Source organism: Gilliamella sp. ESL0232 (assembly GCF_013346885.1).
GTDB classification, from domain to species: Bacteria; Pseudomonadota; Gammaproteobacteria; order Enterobacterales; family Orbaceae; genus Gilliamella; species Gilliamella bombi.
On record NZ_JAAEDW010000002.1, the window covers coordinates 271,461 to 288,647 of the forward strand.

Annotated in this window: 13 protein-coding genes and 3 pseudogenes; 7 read left to right on the forward strand and 9 right to left on the reverse strand. The window is 32.3% G+C overall.

Annotation, left to right across the window (positions count from 1 at the left end; genetic code table 11):
- Window positions 1-11: 11 nt before the first annotated feature.
- Both GYW75_RS04315 and GYW75_RS04320 read right to left on the reverse strand, forming a co-directional pair.
- Window positions 12-1,097 (reverse strand): AI-2E family transporter, encoded by a 1,086-nt coding sequence (locus tag GYW75_RS04315; protein WP_174798563.1) that lies wholly within the window; start codon window positions 1,095-1,097, stop codon window positions 12-14.
- Window positions 1,098-1,145: 48 nt separating this feature from the next.
- Window positions 1,146-2,669 carry a helicase HerA-like C-terminal domain-containing protein gene (locus tag GYW75_RS04320; protein WP_174798564.1) on the reverse strand — a complete coding sequence of 508 codons (1,524 nt, stop codon included), beginning with the start codon at window positions 2,667-2,669 and terminating at the stop codon, window positions 1,146-1,148.
- Window positions 2,670-2,838: 169 nt separating this feature from the next.
- On the opposite strand from GYW75_RS04320, the gene GYW75_RS04325 reads away from it, so the two are divergent.
- Window positions 2,839-3,060: a YdcH family protein gene (locus GYW75_RS04325; protein ID WP_034914830.1), complete on the forward strand. Its 222-nt coding sequence runs from the start codon at window positions 2,839-2,841 to the stop codon at window positions 3,058-3,060.
- A 334-nt stretch (window positions 3,061-3,394) separates the two neighbouring features.
- Here GYW75_RS04325 and mgtA read toward each other — a convergent pair whose 3' ends face one another.
- The 5 genes from mgtA to GYW75_RS04350 all read right to left on the reverse strand — a co-directional run bounded on the left by mgtA (window position 3,395) and on the right by GYW75_RS04350 (window position 11,955).
- Window positions 3,395-6,103 (reverse strand): magnesium-translocating P-type ATPase, encoded by a 2,709-nt coding sequence (gene mgtA / locus GYW75_RS04330; protein WP_238786398.1) that lies wholly within the window; start codon window positions 6,101-6,103, stop codon window positions 3,395-3,397.
- A 968-nt stretch (window positions 6,104-7,071) separates the two neighbouring features.
- Window positions 7,072-8,964 carry a DNA topoisomerase III gene (locus GYW75_RS04335; protein WP_065589907.1) on the reverse strand — a complete coding sequence of 631 codons (1,893 nt, stop codon included), beginning with the start codon at window positions 8,962-8,964 and terminating at the stop codon, window positions 7,072-7,074.
- Window positions 8,965-9,107: 143 nt separating this feature from the next.
- Window positions 9,108-10,109 (reverse strand): zinc transporter ZntB, encoded by a 1,002-nt coding sequence (zntB, locus tag GYW75_RS04340; protein ID WP_174798566.1) that lies wholly within the window; start codon window positions 10,107-10,109, stop codon window positions 9,108-9,110.
- A 281-nt stretch (window positions 10,110-10,390) separates the two neighbouring features.
- Window positions 10,391-11,422, reverse strand: a complete 1,032-nt coding sequence (locus GYW75_RS04345; RefSeq protein ID WP_174798567.1) for an SMI1/KNR4 family protein — start codon at window positions 11,420-11,422, stop codon at window positions 10,391-10,393.
- Window positions 11,423-11,574: 152 nt separating this feature from the next.
- Window positions 11,575-11,955 carry a hypothetical protein gene (locus tag GYW75_RS04350; protein WP_174798568.1) on the reverse strand — a complete coding sequence of 127 codons (381 nt, stop codon included), beginning with the start codon at window positions 11,953-11,955 and terminating at the stop codon, window positions 11,575-11,577.
- Window positions 11,956-12,103: 148 nt separating this feature from the next.
- On the opposite strand from GYW75_RS04350, the pseudogene GYW75_RS12530 reads away from it, so the two are divergent.
- The 5 genes and pseudogenes from GYW75_RS12530 to GYW75_RS12740 all read left to right on the forward strand — a co-directional run.
- Window positions 12,104-12,463, forward strand: a pseudogene (locus GYW75_RS12530) (DDE-type integrase/transposase/recombinase); the annotation flags it as partial.
- A 204-nt stretch (window positions 12,464-12,667) separates the two neighbouring features.
- Window positions 12,668-12,985: a hypothetical protein gene (locus GYW75_RS04360; RefSeq protein WP_085166112.1), complete on the forward strand. Its 318-nt coding sequence runs from the start codon at window positions 12,668-12,670 to the stop codon at window positions 12,983-12,985.
- A 100-nt stretch (window positions 12,986-13,085) separates the two neighbouring features.
- Window positions 13,086-13,247, forward strand: a complete 162-nt coding sequence (locus GYW75_RS04365; RefSeq protein ID WP_167370119.1) for a TreTu family toxin — start codon at window positions 13,086-13,088, stop codon at window positions 13,245-13,247.
- A 147-nt stretch (window positions 13,248-13,394) separates the two neighbouring features.
- Entirely contained in the window at window positions 13,395-13,667 is a 273-nt protein-coding gene (locus GYW75_RS04370; RefSeq protein WP_174798570.1) for an immunity protein TriTu family protein, read from the forward strand.
- 123 nt (window positions 13,668-13,790) lie between these two features.
- Window positions 13,791-13,956: pseudogene (locus GYW75_RS12740) on the forward strand (RHS repeat-associated core domain-containing protein); the annotation flags it as partial.
- Between the two features lie 876 nt (window positions 13,957-14,832).
- On the opposite strand, the gene GYW75_RS04380 reads toward GYW75_RS12740, so the two are convergent.
- Window positions 14,833-15,998, reverse strand: a protein-coding gene (locus tag GYW75_RS04380) for an IS3 family transposase (RefSeq protein ID WP_174798571.1) whose coding sequence is annotated in 2 segments (ribosomal slippage) — window positions 14,833-15,752 and window positions 15,752-15,998 — 1,167 coding nt in all. Because the reading frame shifts where the segments join, the coding sequence is not laid out codon by codon here.
- A gap of 70 nt (window positions 15,999-16,068) precedes the next feature.
- Between GYW75_RS04380 and GYW75_RS04385 the strand changes: the two are divergent.
- A pseudogene (locus tag GYW75_RS04385) lies at window positions 16,069-16,281 on the forward strand (integrase core domain-containing protein); the annotation flags it as partial.
- A gap of 309 nt (window positions 16,282-16,590) precedes the next feature.
- On the opposite strand, the gene GYW75_RS04390 reads toward GYW75_RS04385, so the two are convergent.
- Window positions 16,591-17,022 (reverse strand): hypothetical protein, encoded by a 432-nt coding sequence (locus GYW75_RS04390; protein WP_202983919.1) that lies wholly within the window; start codon window positions 17,020-17,022, stop codon window positions 16,591-16,593.
- Window positions 17,023-17,187: the final 165 nt, after the last annotated feature.

Below are 17,187 nucleotides of genomic sequence, written 5' to 3' on the forward strand. Positions count from 1 at the left end.
CAGATTAACCATTAATCTGCTTTTACTTCGCTATTGATAGTATTTAATTCGTCTGATTTTGGCCATGCATTTATAATTGCTTTAACCAATGTAGCCAAAGGTATTGCAAAAAATATTCCCCAAAATCCCCATAAACCACCAAACACAATTACCGCTAAAATAATAACTAATGGATGTAAATTAAGTTTTTCAGAAAATAAGCAAGGTACCAATAAATTACCATCTAATGCTTGTATTAATACATAGAAAAACAATAAATAACCAAATTGTGCGCTTAATCCCCATTGAAATAGAGCAATTAATACAACCGGAATACTTGAAATAATAATACCAACGTAAGGCACTAATACAGATAATCCAACAAGCACTGCTAATAAAAGTCCATAATCTAAACCAAAATACCAAAAAGGAATATAGACACAAATGGATAAAATAATTATATGTAGTACATTGCCTACTATATAATTGGATATTTGCATATCCATTTCAGCAGCAACTTTGTTCAAAATTGTACGGTTCTTAGGCAAGATTTTTGAACAGTATCCCCATATTTTTGTTTTGTCCTTTAATAAAAAAAACATCATTATGGGCACTAATACCCCATTAATTGCAACAGATACTAGCCCTAATAAAGACACAATGGAAAATTGCAATAACGAATTACCAGTTTGCACAACTTTGTTGGTAATACCTTGGATGATCGAGTCGAATAAGCCAACATCAATTAGTTCAGGGTAGTGTTCAGGCAAGGTGGTTAAAAAGTTGTTTGCAAAATTTAGCATGTTTGGAATATTAGTGATTAAGCTAATGCTTTGTTGCCAAATTAATGGTAATAAAATCATAAATCCGACTAATACAATCATTAAAAAAAGCAGTAACACCATTACAACTGCCAGTGTTCTTGGTATGTTTTTTTTATGTAGATAGTTAACCGGTCTATCAAGTAAATAAGATAGTACAATCGCAATTAAAACCGGTAGAAGAATTTTATTGAAAAAATAGATAATAACAAATAAGCCAACAATAACAGCCATTAGCGAAACAACATGCGGATCGCTAAAGCGTTTTTTATACCATTCTATGAACATTTTTAACATTAAAATACTCCTATTTTGCTGACTTTTTAAGTAATAACTTCGTTTTGGTTATTTTTTTAAACCACCTAATATACCACGGGTGATCTGTTTACCGATTTGATTAACAACTTGCCTTGTTGCGCTTTTAGCTATTTTTTGGGTGATACCATCATGTTGTCCACCTCTTGGCCCCTTAGTACCAAAAAGTAGTGTGCTTAAAAAATTTAGCAATCCACCATTATTTTGTTTATTATTTTTATCATCGTCTATTTTTATATCGCTACCATTGCTGTTTTGATCGGATTGGTTATTTAACGAAAATCCATTTTTCAGTATTTCATAAGCGGATTGTCGATCTATGGTTTGTGCGTATTTATTGTAAAAACATGATTGGCGAATAATAGTTAATTGATCTTCTGGCAACATAGGTCCCATTTTTGAACTCGGTGCAATAATATAACCACGTTCAACCATGTTTGGACTGCCTTTTTCATCTAGAAACGAGATAAGAGCTTCGCCAACGCCTAATTCCATTATTGCTTTTTCAGTATCAAAACTTGGATTGGCACGCATAGTTTGGGCAGCCACTTTTACAGCTTTTTGATCTTTTGGGGTAAATGCGCGTAAGGCATGTTGCACACGATTGCCTAATTGCCCTAAAACTGTATCAGGAATATCACTCGGATTCTGAGAAGAAAAATAAACCCCGACCCCTTTAGAGCGAATTAAACGCACCACTTGTTCTATTTTTTCTAATAATGCAGGCGAAATGTTATTAAAAAGTAAGTGAGCTTCGTCAAAAAAGAAGACAAGTTTCGGCTTATCAAGATCACCTACTTCTGGCAAATGCTCAAAAAGTTCTGACAATAGCCACAATAAAAAGACTGAATATAATTTTGGCGAGTTATATAACTTTTCGGCCGATAAGATGTTAATTATACCGTAACCTTTAGGATTAACTTGCATTAAATCTTGAATGTTAAGCATTGGTTCACCAAAGAAAAATTCGGCACCTTGTTGTTCAAGAGTTAACAATCCACGTTGAATTGCGCCAATTGACGATAGCGAAATGTTTCCATATTGTGTGGTAAATTTTTTAGCGTTATCACCAACAAATTGAATTAATGCTCGAAGATCTTTAAAGTCAATTAATAATAAATTGTTATCATCAGCGATTTTAAATATCAACTGTAATACACCTGCTTGAACGTTATTTAAATCGAGTAACTGACCAAGCAAAATAGGCCCTATATCTGACACAGTGCTACGAACGGGGATTCCTTTTTCAGCAAATACATCCCATAATTCAATGGGTGACGAGTCTGGTTGCCAATTATTAACTTCAATACTCGCTAAACGAGCTTGTAGTTTTTCAGTTAATTTGCCCTTTTCACCAATCCCAGTTAGGTCGCCTTTAACATCAGCAAGAAAGACAGGTACACCTATTTTTGAAAAACCTTCTGCCATTTTTTGTAATGTCACTGTTTTACCTGTACCAGTTGCGCCAGTAATTAAACCATGACGATTAGCTAATGCAGCAATAATTGATAAATCTTTACCATGACTTTTGGCAATTACAATCGACTCACTCATGGAATAACTCCCTTGTTGTTTTTTACTTTGCAATTAAAACAGTTTTGTTATAAAAATATATTTTGGTTATTAAAACAATTTTTCTATTAAAACTACACATAATATTGTATTCTGAATTAGCAATAGCTGCTATTGTTATTATTCTAACTAGCCCATATAAGGAGGCACTATGTTTCCAGAATATCGAGAATTAATTTCCAAATTAAAAAATACCGATTTACGTTTTCAAAAATTATTCGACCAACATAATGAGCTCGACCAAAAAATTAAAAATATTGAATCTGGAATTATTGTCAATACCGCTGAAACGATAGAGGCATTAAAAAAACAGAAACTTAAAATTAAAGATGAAATTCATGAAATTCTAAAAAAAGCGTCTGAAATTATCTAAACTTTTAATTACCTACAACTTGTAATTATTTTAATTAATCGTTGTATTTCAAACTAATAAACAATTAAACAAAAACCCCAATAATTGGGGTTTTTTATTATGTGTTAACTTAAAATCCTTGCGCTAACTATTTTATATTTAATTGCTTAATTTTGCTTGAGTTTTTTTTGTTTTCGGCTTTTAATTAGCATAATTAAATTTTTATGTGGTGTTTTCATAGATTATTTCCTTTGTTATTATTTTATATTTAACATTTTGATTTTTAGTATTTTTTAAATACATACTTCTTAAATTAGCTAAGCGATATTAGTATCACTTAGCTGTTATTAGTTAATTAAAACCATTGTCCAAAACGTTTGATATAGATACGTTTCATTAATTGTGCAACGCAGCAATAGCTAAATAGAGTTGCTAATAGCCATGGAAAGTATGACCACGGTAATGGTTGTAGTCCAATTAACCCACTTAGTGGAGAAAATGGAATATAAATACCAATCGCCATAACTAACAAAGTCATCACAATAACAGGAAATGCCGCCGTGCTTTGCACAAATGGAATTTTTTGTGTTCTTAGCATGTGCACAACTAAAGTTTGCGATAACAACCCTTCAATAAACCATCCTGAATGAAATAGTGATTGAGCTTCAACACTATTAGCACTAAATACAAACCACATTAATGCATAAGTTGTAATATCAAAAATAGACGATGTTGGTCCAATCCAAATCATAAAACGTCTAATATTTAACGCATTCCATTTACGTGGTTTTTGTAAAAATTCATTGTCCATTTTGTCCCATGGCAATGAGAGTTGTGAAATATCATACAATAAGTTTTGAATAAGTAAATGTATCGCTAGCATAGGTAAAAATGGTAGAAACGCACTAGCAACCAATACTGAAAAAATATTGCCAAAATTAGAACTTGCTGTCATGTTTAGATATTTCATGATATTACCAAAGGTCTCGCGGCCACATATTACACCTTCTTCTAAAACCATTAAGCTTTTTTCAAGTAAAATAATATCAGCAGATTCTTTAGCGATGTCGGTTGCAGTATCGACCGAAATCCCTACATCTGCATCGCGAAGTGCTGGTGCATCGTTAATACCATCGCCTAAAAAACCAACAGTATGCCCATTATCTTGCAACAATCGAATAATTCGCGATTTTTGCAATGGTGTTAATTTTGCAAAAATAGTGTGCTGTTCGATCTGTTTTTTTAGCTCGTCATCATCCATTTTTTCAATTTCAGTGCCAAGTAATGGTGTGCCTGGTTCTAAACCAACTTCTCGGCAAACTTTAATGGTGATGATTTCGTTATCACCAGTTAAAACTTTAACGCCCACACCATGCTCATTCAATGCCGAAATAGCTTCAAATGCGCTTTCTTTTGGTGGATCTAAAAAAGTTAAAAAGCCACGAATGGCGATCGCAGTTTCGTCCTGCACGGTGTATTGTGGTTTTGTTTCACTTGCCGGAATGTTTTTTACTCCAACGGCTAATACTCTAAAACCTTCTTTATTATATTCATGTGCTAATGCGATCAAAGCTTGTTTACGTTCATCGTTTAATGGTAAATATTCGTCATTTTCATAAACGTAACTGGCAATAGACAGCATTTCTTCAACTGCGCCTTTACAAATCATCAAATGGTTATCATCACCATTTTGTACCACCACCGATAAACGTCGGCGTACAAAATCAAATGGTAATTCATCAATTTTTTTGTATAAGCTAACACCAACCTTTTTCATGCTGGTCTTTTCTTCGGCAAAACGAATAATCGCTTTATCCATCAAGTTTTTCATGCCGCTTTGATAATAACTATTAAGCCATGCAAGTTCCAAAACAGATGAATCGACTTGACCTTTTATATCAAGGTGATGCTCTAAAATAATTTTATCTTGTGTTAATGTCCCCGTTTTGTCAGTACATAAAATATCCATCGCCCCAAAATTTTGGATTGCGTTAAGTCTTTTAACAACCACTTTACGTTTTGCCATACCAACAGCGCCTTTTGCTAGATTAGCGCTCACTATCATTGGTAACATTTCAGGCGTCAAGCCAACGGCCACGGCTAATGCAAAAAGTGCAGCATCGCCCCAATCATTTTTTGAAAAACCATTAATAAAAAATACAATTGGCACCATAATTAGCATAAAGCGAATAAGCAACCAGCTAACACTATTAACACCGCGATCAAACGAAGTTTCAGCACGAGATCCTACAATTGATTTTGCCAATGAGCCAAAATGAGTATCCCCTCCTGTTGCAACAACAATGGCTGTGGCGGTTCCACTAACAACGTTGGTTCCCATGTAACAAATGTTATTAACATCAAGCAAATTATCTTTGTTGATGTTTGATGTTTCGAGATTATCGGATGTTTTTTGTGTTACAGCACCTAATGTGTCGTACTTTTCAACTGGAATCGATTCGCCTGTTAATACGGCTTGGCTAACAAATAAATCCCGAGATTCAATCAATCGAATATCTGCCGGGATCATGTCTCCGGCCGACAAGTAAACAATATCCCCAGGAACAATTTCACTTAATGGAATTTCAATACGTTCTGGGGTCATATCTTTATGCGCACGTCTTAGCACCGTTGCTGTTGTACGAATCATCGATTTTAACGCTTCAGCCGCTTTATTCGATCTAAATTCCTGCCAAAAACGCAATAATCCACTCAGTGATACCATAGTTAGAATAATGATAATACTGGTTAAATCTGTCTCTTCACCATTTTGCAAAGGTAACCAAAAATCAGTCACAAAACTGACAATAGCTAACGCTAATAATACAAATATAAATGGATTATTAAACGCCATTAATAGTTGTACTAAAACTGATGGTACCTTTTCGCGTGCAACTTCATTTTTTCCATATGTTTCAATTCTCGACTTTGCACTTTCTTGTGTTAATCCTGAAAGGCTGGATTGAAATTTAGCTAAAATACTATCAAGACTGCTTTGAGCTTCGTTGATAGCTTTAATATCTACACTATTTTGTGCTTTAGTTTCTGATGTATTTTTTGTCATCATAAGTACCTATATTCATAATTTTGGCAAAAGTAGGCCAACTTATTGTTACTAAATAACAATAAATAATTAAATTTTGTGATTAACTAAAATTTAGTGCATAACAAAAGTAGCCTATAAAGCTATTTCTTATAGCTTGGGCTGAGCATTAAATTTGATTAGCAAACAGAATTAATTAAGAATTTAGATACAACTCGGTGGTTCTAAATGTTTTTCTGAAAGATGTAAAACACGCACCATTAAACTTTGCGCGCATTGGTGTTTTGAATTTGTGTGATAGCGTGTAAAAAAATACATATCGTTCACCGTTACCGTTTTATCAATTTCGGTTTGTGAACTGAAAAAATGGTTATTTAGACAGGTTCATTAACCGATAATGATGTGTTTAAATTTGTCTCCCCTAGTCTTGGGGTGACCCGATTGAGTGTCCATATTTCTCCTGTAAATTGAACTCTTCACTTTATATTTCAACTTCCCTTCACCCTCGTTTTTAACTTCCATAATAGCTAAAAAAGGAAGAAAAGCTCAAAAGGCGGGCTCTTTATACTCCTTTAAGGATTAGAAGTCAACCTATATCACGAAAAAATAAATACAGTTGTTGAAAAACGGCACTTATCGCCGTTTTCATCTTCACTTTATATAAAATTGATAACCCTATTATCTAATAGAATATACAATCGCTACCCTATTAACTAACGTAAATATTTTAAAGGGAACTATCTGAATTACTCCATAATAATCAGTCCAATTTGGTAATTATTTTGTGATTTCTTTTATCACATTTATTTAAGAAAAATGTACTCAAAACGGCTAACTTGGATAATATTATTAATATATGCTGATATTTGATCGAGTTATAAAAATAACAAAAAGAAAAAGCACTTAAAATTATTATTTAATTAGTATGGCTATATTAATAAACAGAATGAACAGTATTATTAAATTTCATCCTGTTTTTTATATAGATATTAACCTTGAATATTCAACCTTGCATTCTTTAACTGATTAACAAGATCTAACAGTGATAAATTAAGTTGATACATAAATTGTTGGTACGAAAACTCTTTTTTGCTAATTTCGTTTAATTGCAATTCCCAATGGGCGGTCATGTCTGGCATCGACATTATATCTGGTAGTGATAAAATCAGATTTTTACCCACCTCGGTTGAGCGAATTGCTTTGCCTTGACGAATTAAAAATTGACGTTTAAATAACAATTCAATAATACCTGCCCTTGTTGCTTCTGTACCTAAACCATCTGTTTCGCGTAGTATTTTTTTGATTTCTGGATCTTTAACAAATCTGGCAATCCCCGTCATCGCAGACAACAGTGTTGCGTCAGTAAATTGTCTTGGTGGCTGAGTTTCTTTGCTAACCAGTTCAGTATCAATGCATTGCACGGTTTCACCCTTTTTAACTAATTTAGTTAATAAACCATTACTTTCATTGTCATTCATATCGGTTGGGGATTGATGGTTTTTAGTTCTAAATAAAACTTTCCAACCTTCATCAAGCATTTGGTTAGCTTTAGAAATAAATTTTCCGCCTTGAATATCTACATCAATTTGCAATTCAGCATATTTATATGCTGGATAAAATTGAGCTAAATATTGCGTTGCCACAACTTGATAAACCGCCTTTTCGTTGTCAGTTAAGTTTTCCATTTTAGCTTTACGCAACGTTGGAATAATAGCGTGATGTGCTTCCACTTTTTTGTCATTCCAAGCTTTAGTGCGTAAAGTATAATCAGCATTATTAATTGCGGTTTGTAGTTCTGGACAATTATTTTCAATGGCAGACTTTACACCTGTAATTTGTTTTAAGTGTTCTTCTGGCAAAAAGCGACAGTCTGATCTTGGATAAGTAATTAATTTGTGTTTTTCATATAACGATTGGCAAATATCAAGCACATCTTGGGCACTTAGCCCATTTTTTTTAGCCATCTCAATTTGCAGTGCCGATAAATTAAATGGCATTGGTGGCGCAAGTTCTTTCTTTTTATTACTAACTTTATCAATTGTGCCTGATTGCTTATTAATACGCTGACAAACATTTTCGGCCAATTTTTTAACTAAAACACGTCCTTCTTCGTCCTGATAAGGCGAACAAGCTTCGCTGGGTTGCCATTTAGCTTTAAATATTTCATTATCTTTGGTTTGTAGCACTGCAAAAACTTCATAAAATGGTTTAGGTACAAATTGCTCTATCTCTAAATCTCGCCTAACCACTAACCCTAAAATAGGAGTTTGTACTCGCCCAATTGATAAAACCCCCCGATAACCGTTTTTTTGACCAACAATGGTACAAAGACGACTCATATTAATTCCATATAGCCAATCGGCTCTAGCCCTTGCTAATGCCGAAGTTGATAAAGGAATAAAATCTTGATTGTTGCGTAATTGTTGCAATGATTTTTCAACAGCGCTGGCATTCAAATCACTAATTAAACAGCGTTGAATTGCTTTGCGCTTATCTGGCGATAATTGGCAATAATTTAAAATTTCATCAACTAGTAACTGCCCTTCCCTATCTGGGTCACCAGCATGTACTATTTGCTCTGCTGACTTAATCAAATCTACCAAAATATTAAATTGTTTTTCTGTATTGCCTTTAGGCATTAATATCCATTTTTCAGGCACTATGGGTAAATCATTAATCACCCATTTCTTATATCGAGGATCATAAACCTCTGGAGTGGCTTGCTCAAGGAGATGACCAATACACCAACTAACCACATCACCATTACTCGCTTTAATAAAACCATTACCTTTTTGAAGAGGTTTAGGTAATACGTCAGCGATAGCCCTTGCTAAGCTGGGCTTTTCGGCAATAAATAAACGATAAGATTGATTAGGTTGCATAAGAATAATTATTCATTAAAATTTCAAACAAGATAAGTTTGAATCAGTATTAATTTTATGGTTTTAAATAAAAAGTCAATTATATCCTTATACCCAACTTTATAAACATTCATAAATTTTCATCCATTTTTAAAGATGCTTTATTACCACCATTTTTTGTATTTAAGCCAAATAACTGAAATAACACAAATAATAACAAGTAATAATATTAATCCAACAAAAGACCAACTTTCACTACTAAAAGGAATACCAGCTAAATTGACACCAAGCAAACTGGTTAAAAACGTAATGGGTGTAAAAATTATGGTAAAGAGTGACATTAAATAGATTCTTTTATTGGTTGATTCAGCCAAGAAGCTATTAATTTGTTCCATAATTGAAGCTATTCTTAATAAACAGCTATCAATATCAGATACATAATGATTTTGTTGATAGGAAATATCATGCAAGCGTTGGCGATCGTTATCGTCAATCCACGATATTCTTTCAGTCGAAATTTTTACAAAAATATCGCGTTGTGGTGATAACAATCGGCGTAAGACGATCAACTGTTTACGAACACGACCAATTTCTTTATAAGAAAAGATACGTTGGTTTAAAACAGATTCCTCTAACTTAATGATTTTATTGTGAACACTATCAAAAGATAAATTAACTTGATCACTAATTAAATCAGACATTTGAATCAACCAATCCGCCACATCTACAGGACCAATGCCTTTTTCTAGATGATCCTTTAATTCAGCAATAGCCGAAATTTGTTGATGCCGTGTTGAAATAATCATGTTATCAGTTATATAAAAACGAAAGGTAACAATAGGATCGGGAAGCTCATTGGGAACAAAATTAACACCTTTTAAAACCACTAAAACACCAGACTCAAAACGAATTTCCTTGGATATTTGCTTAGGTTTTAGCAATTCATTTTTAATCAAATCTGGAACTAGATTTGTATTATTTACCCAATTGATGGTTTCTTGTTTAGCAAAATCTAAATGAATCCAAAATGGTTGTGAAATTGAAGGTTTACTCTGTTCATTAAGTGGTAGCGCTTTTCCTTTACCATCTAACTGACAACAAAAAGCTGGTTTAGCTTCTAAAAGATGTGAAACAGAAATAGAACTTACACTATTTTGACTAGTCATTACCGATCCCATTTATTGTTTTTTCAAATTATATACCTAATTTAGCTTAAATTGGAGCCATCAACTAGCGTTTTATTATTTTATTTAAGGCATTAAAACCAATCCGTTAAGCTCATACTGACACAGCTTAAACCTGACTAAAAACCTAAAACGGATCAAGCTGAACAAAGTGGACAATATCTGGAGCATAATACCTGAAAGTATTGTAATATAAGCCAGTTTTTATGTATAAATATTGTCTTCAATACCAACTGGGAGCAGATTAACCTGACGGCTATTATTTATAAACCATATAAATCATCTAGATCATCTTCACACACTAATTTAGAAATAAATTCATTAAAGCTATTGCATAGAAAAAGAGTACTCTTATCTTGATTATCCGTTAAAGATAAATTGTCTGACCATGTGTCAAGAGTATAGTAGTATATTTTTCCATTATTAATATCGATGCAGAAATAATTACCACCTGCGTCAATCGCAAAAGGTAAAAAAGTTTCCGGTAATAACTTTCTACCCCATAAATCTGCTGCTTTAAAAGGCATTAAATAGTTCTTGTTATTATTAAATTTTTTATAGTATTTAACAGGTATGAGCTCATGGATTGCAACCCATTCAAATTCACCTTCAGGATCCAGCCAAGCATTATTCTCTGGCATTCCACCATTGTGGTGTAACAGGAATTGTCTTAATTGAACAGGAATTTTTATCTTTAAAAGTTTTTCAACCTCATTTAGGTCAGCGGTATTAATTGCTTGTTCTGAGTCATAGAATTTGTTGCTTGCTCTTGGTTTAATATCTTCATCTTCAACGGTTTCTGCATTGTTTTGCTCTTCATCATAAGTTAAAGCATTTAAAAAATTTTCTAATGAATCAGATAAATAAATGCTATTTTTTTTAAAATTTTGTTCTGTATTTAGAGTATCGTCCCATTCTAGTCTGAGATATTGATATATCGCACCAGTATTAATATTTATACACAAAAAACCATTGCTGTAATCAAGAGCAAAAGGCAATAATTCTTTAGGTAAGTTTTCGTTATCCCAAAATTTCGAAGCTGTTCCTTCTATCAAAAAATCCGGATCATTTCTAAAATCTTTGTTATATTTTATTGGAATAAATATTGAGATTTGGAGTTTATATGGAGGGACAGTTGTTTTCCAAATATCTTTATATACCATTCCGCCATTGCAATTAAGATATAGCTCTTTTAAAGAGTTTGGAATCGTAATACCTAGCTTATTCTCACAAGCATGTAAGTCACCAATAGATATTTTTTTCTCACATTTATAAAAATTATCTTTATTAAGCATATTCTTTTCCTAAATATATTTCATATTTAATTAACAGCCTTTGTTTGTTGATCTCGGTTTTCTACCTGTTAATTACCATTTTCTCTGTGATTTTTTAGCTGTTTCAGATAAAATATGACGTGTTTATTTTCGATATATATAGTTAAATAAAACTAAGATTCATATAAATAATATAAATCTTCTGTTAAATATAGAATTTCTTTTTTATTATTGGTCGAAATTGGTGAAATCAAAAATTCTCGCATATCGCTAATATTTATTGATTTTTGAATAAAATTTAACAGTTCACTTTTTGAAACTTTAAACATTTCTCCTTTTATTATTATTTTTTTCCCCTTGTAAGAAATTAATTTATGTGCAATATAATATTTTTCCTTTGTAAAATAAGGGATTAAATTATCAAAGCAGGTTGTATATAATAGTAAATTTCCTGTATGTATAATATTTAACATACTCAGAAAAATATCATTCTTCACAAAGTCCGAAATAATTTCTTTATTGATTAGGTGTTTAAATAAATAATTATTTTTCATTATTTAATTTTCGCAAAAAAATGGACAAAAGTCGCCTTTATGATATAAACAAAAATCATAGAAGACAAATATCACGGTCAAAAAATTTAGCATCGAATTCAAATAACAATCAGCGGATTATGACGATAGAAAAAAACAAAAGAACTGAAATCGCATAAACCGCCATTTAGTGTGTAATACATTAAAACAAGCCTTATTTTGGCGTCATTTTCCTAAAAATGTACTCATTCATAGTGACCAAGGAAGCCAATATTGCAGTGCTGATTTCAAGCAATTATTGTTACAATATGGACTAAGGCAAAGCATGAGTCGAAGAGGCAACTGCTTTGATAATGCGGTTGTTGAGAGTTTTTTTCATACACTCAAAACACATATTATTCATGACTGTTACTACAAAACGAGGAAGCAGGCTAATAAAGCACTATTTGAATATATTGAAATCTATTATAATCGGATACGCCGTCATTCAGCCAATGGCTGGATATTGCCGCAGCAATATGAACAATAATTTTACCAAAAAACAAAATGATATAGGTGTGTACTGTCTAATTTTTTGCAAAGATCAATTATTACTTAGATAAAAGATATATCTAAGAAAAATGTTCAGCATAGAATAAATCGAAATACTAACTGGTGGCAGAGATTAACGCAAAGTGAACTTGGTGAGTTCAAAAATATATTTGATGATTATGTGAAGTTTTAGGGAGAAAAAATGTATTTATTAGAACATATAAATCCTTCAGGAACCGTGAATCAATTCCATATTGATATCTCTGAAGATGGGTTAATGATTTATGAGTCATGTATTAACTATGTCTTAGATAATTGTAGTGATAAAGATATTTACATATTTACTGGTTGCGAGAATAAGGAAGCTTTAAAAGAAATACAAAAAAATATTATAACTATTTTATATTATTATGCCGCAAAGGATTTGTTGCTACCTCGATATATTGATCCCCAGAACAGGTATGTAGATACAAATGAATTATCATGGATAGGAATAGATATAAACAGATTAAATAAATAGATTAGTATTTATATATGAAATTGTGGACATACCACTATGCATCTAATGGATTGACTTGGGTGGATTGTAAGGACTGTCATTAGTTACAGCTAGACGAAGGATGGGATCAGTAGAATATCAAAAAATGGTAGATAGCGATAAAGTATTACGAAGTATAACAGGAACAACTCATGTGGCTTATCATGCAGATGTTAATGCTTTTGGTAAACAAGCAAAAATGGAGTTTTATATGTTGGATTTGATATTTTTAAAAAATTTATAACTCCTTCAAATGAAAGATGGGCAAAAAAGTAGGATTAAATTGTTTAGAAGGCTTAGCGTAAAGTAAAGGATTTCTTGTGCCTGAAATGCCTAAAGCAAGTAACATTCGTGTTAAGATAGAAAAAATTAATGTAAAAATACAATCAAAATGTTAAATAAATTTAAATTTTGGATATCTAAAAATACTAACTACTCTTCTGATTATCATCAAAATGATTTATCAGAAAGTATCGTTATCGATTTTGAAAATGATATTTATATTGCCCGATTTACAGTTTGGGATGATTTAAGTTGTATGTCCGAAATAGTAGATTTAAATACTTATCAATTTAAAATTAATAAAAGGAATGAATTTACTTCATTTGATGAATTGCTATCTATATTTAGAATTTTTTCAGATTATTTAAATATAAAAAATTAAAATATATTTCTACACATTTATATTATTAAAGATTTTATTGGATATCATTAACCATTGAAAAGACGGAATAAGAATGATTCAGGAATTGAACACAAATCAGTAAAATAGAATCATCAGATATCAGGGGAAATATTAGACAGAAAGACTGGCTTACATTACAATACTTTCAGGTATTATGATCCGGATATAGGTAGATTTACTCAGCCGGACCCGATTGGGTTGCTGGGTGGATTTAATCTGTATCAGTATGCGCCTAATGGGTTGACTTGGATTGATCCGTGGGGGTTAATAAAATGTGGCCTTACAGGGAAGAAAGTTGGCAATGCAACTAACTTACCTGTCATTAAGCGTGGTAGCCCTGAATGGAAGAAAGCAATTGAAATAATTCAGAGAGGTGGTAAATCCAATTTTAGAGTGAAGGATAAAGCTACTGCTGAACAACTGTTAAAAGATGCTAGAGGAAAGATAGAGATTCAGCCTACTTACTCTGAAATTCAATACAAAAAAGGTTATGAACATCACCCTAATGAATCGCATACAATAAATGCACCAGAGAATAATATACCCCACATAAAATGGAAGGATTGGAGTTTGGGGAAAAATCTGGTGGAGCTGGGCATATATTTTATGAATAAAAAATTATTAGCCATTGATGAAAAAAAATATCCTATTGCATGGAGATTTAATTCTAAAGATTGCTTACTATCTTTTGATGAAAAAAGACAGATTATTTTTCTTGATACAGAGGAGTCTAGTAATTTTTGGGATGTGACATTCCCATTTAATCATTTAATGCAAATGCATTCATCATTTTGTTCTGTTATAGAAAAAATTAATTTAGATTTTGATCATCCTAACGAATCTTCTTTATTTTTCAAAAATAAATTAACAGGCATTTCGTTTGCTTTTTTCTTTTTTGGAAAAAAATCGAGTGCTATTGTACCAGTGGAGATTTTTGTAAAATCATGGGATGATTTTTTTTACCCAAGTGATGAAACAAGTATTCTTTTAATTCCCAATAGAAATAAAATGATTTTCTCTTATGAAAAAACATTTTTTTACGCAAATATACCTTTTAATAAAGGTTCAGAAAATACCAGTTGTTAATGTTACCAACTTTATTTTGGCAGATTATAGTTAAGTAAAACTGATCCTCGCCAAAATATTAGACAGTGCCCGCCTCTATCATTTTTTCGTTTTGGTAATATTGTTGTTCATTTTGTTCAGGTGATACCCAGCCATTAGCTGAATGACGGCGTATCCGATTATAATAGATTTCAATATATTCAAATAGTGCTTTATTAGCCTGCTTCCTCGTTTTGTAGTAATAGTCATGAATAATATGGGTTTTGAGTGTATGAAAAAAACTCTCAACAACCGCATTATCAAAGCAGTTGCCTCTTCGACTCATGCTTTGCCTTAGCTCATATTGTAACAATAATTGCTTGAAATCAGCACTGCAATATTGGCTCCCTTGGTCACTATGAATGAGTACATTTTTAGGAAAGTGACGCCGAAATAAAGCTTGTTTTAATGTATTACACACTAAATGGCGGTCTATGTAGCGACTGGTTTGCCTAGCAATCACTTTTCGTCCATATAAATCGATAATCACCGACAAATATAACCAACCTTCACCCGTTTTAATATAAGTAATATCGGTTACCCATGTCGTATTCGGCTTATCAGGGTTAAATTGCCTATCTAACGTGTTGGGCGCAATATTGTGATGAGCCTTGTCTGTTTTATACTTGAATTTACGTGCTGCTTTACTATGCAATCTTAAACTACGTAATCCCAATTGTTGCAAAACACGGCTAATTGTTCGTTCTGAAACTTGATAGCCCGCTTCCCTTGCATCATGAAGCAGGCTTGGCGCACCCAAACGAGCTTTATGTTGCCAATACTGCTTTTGGATATACTCGCTGAGTTTAGCTGATTTGTTTGCTCTTTTTAACCAAGCATAATAACCCGATGAACTGACACCAAGTAATGAGCATATCCTAGTAACGGGATAGCAGATTAAATGATTTTTCATATAAGCGTACTTCATCGACTTGGATTGTTGATGATATGCACATGCGCCTTTTTTAGTATATCATTAGCCATTTTCAGTTCTTTAATCTCTTTTTCTAACGCCATAATCCGCTGTTGCTCAGTGGTTAACTCTCGACGACTGGTTTTATTCGGGGAAAGTTGCCTAATCCATTTATCTAGGGTTGATTTACCCACACCTAGATGATTGGCAAGTTCGCTGATAGAAAGGTGTGCATTAGATAACGCATAATCCACTGATTGTTGTTTGAATTCGATATTAAATTTTTTGACCATGATATTTGTCTCCTATGATTTTTGTTTATATCATAGAGGCAACTTTTGTCCACTTTTTTGGCGAGGATCAATCCAGCCCGGTAGCCCTTATCAAAATGGCTATATTGAACGATTTAATCGTACCTATCGTACTGAAGTACTCGATTTATATCTTTTTAACAACTTAGCACAAGCAAGGAAAATAACCGAAGAATGGTTAACGATTTATAACACCGAAAGACCACATGAGGCATTAAATAACATGACACCGATTGAGTATAAAACACTAAAACAAGCAGCATGATTTTCTACGTGAGTTGTGTACTAAGTTTGGGGTATTTACAGCCTAGCTCCACCAGATTTTTTCCCCAAACTCCAATCCTTCCATTTTATGTGGGGTATATTAGAGAGTGTTTACCTTTGATGATGTTTTTTAAATGGCATAGTGAGCATTATAATAATTTCGCCAAACACAAACATAACTTAGTTCACTAAGTCAAGAACAATGTTAACAGATAAACAATGGAAAACGCTACTGAAAATAATGAAAGGTACCGGACTAACAATGCATTATTGATTAATATATAAACACAAAAAACTGCCTCTAATTAGTTTAGTTTCTCTTTTTATATTCATCTAATTGATTAATTGCTATCTTGGCCGCATCTCTTATATCAATATTTTTAGATTGCAAAGATATTTGAAGACCATTTCTTAATATTTCATCACTAAAAACTGCGGCTATTTGTGTAACCCAATACCTAATACTGTCAGGTATGGTTATATCTTCAAGAACTTTTTTGATCTCTTTTTTTACATCAATATCATAGCATTGATAAAAAAAATCTTCTACCAGCTGATATACACCCCGTCCATCACCTTCACCAAAAGAGCTTAAAAATAACTCAATTGCTTTTCTATCTGGGTTTTTAATAAAAAATTTTCTTACGTCATCATATTTGTCAATGATATCTTGAGTTAGATCTTTATCAGAAGGCATTGGTTGATATCTTAATAAGAAATTTAATGCGTCATCTTTAGTCATATTTTTTAATCTTTCCAAAGTTTTTGTTTTACCTAATTTGTAGGAAAACGCAGAGTTGTTTACACTTCATGGTTAAAATAATCCTCTAAAAACTCATAAGGCGTTTTCCCTGAAATCGCTTTATGTGGTTTAACGGTATTATAAAAATTAATAAAGCGTTTCAGT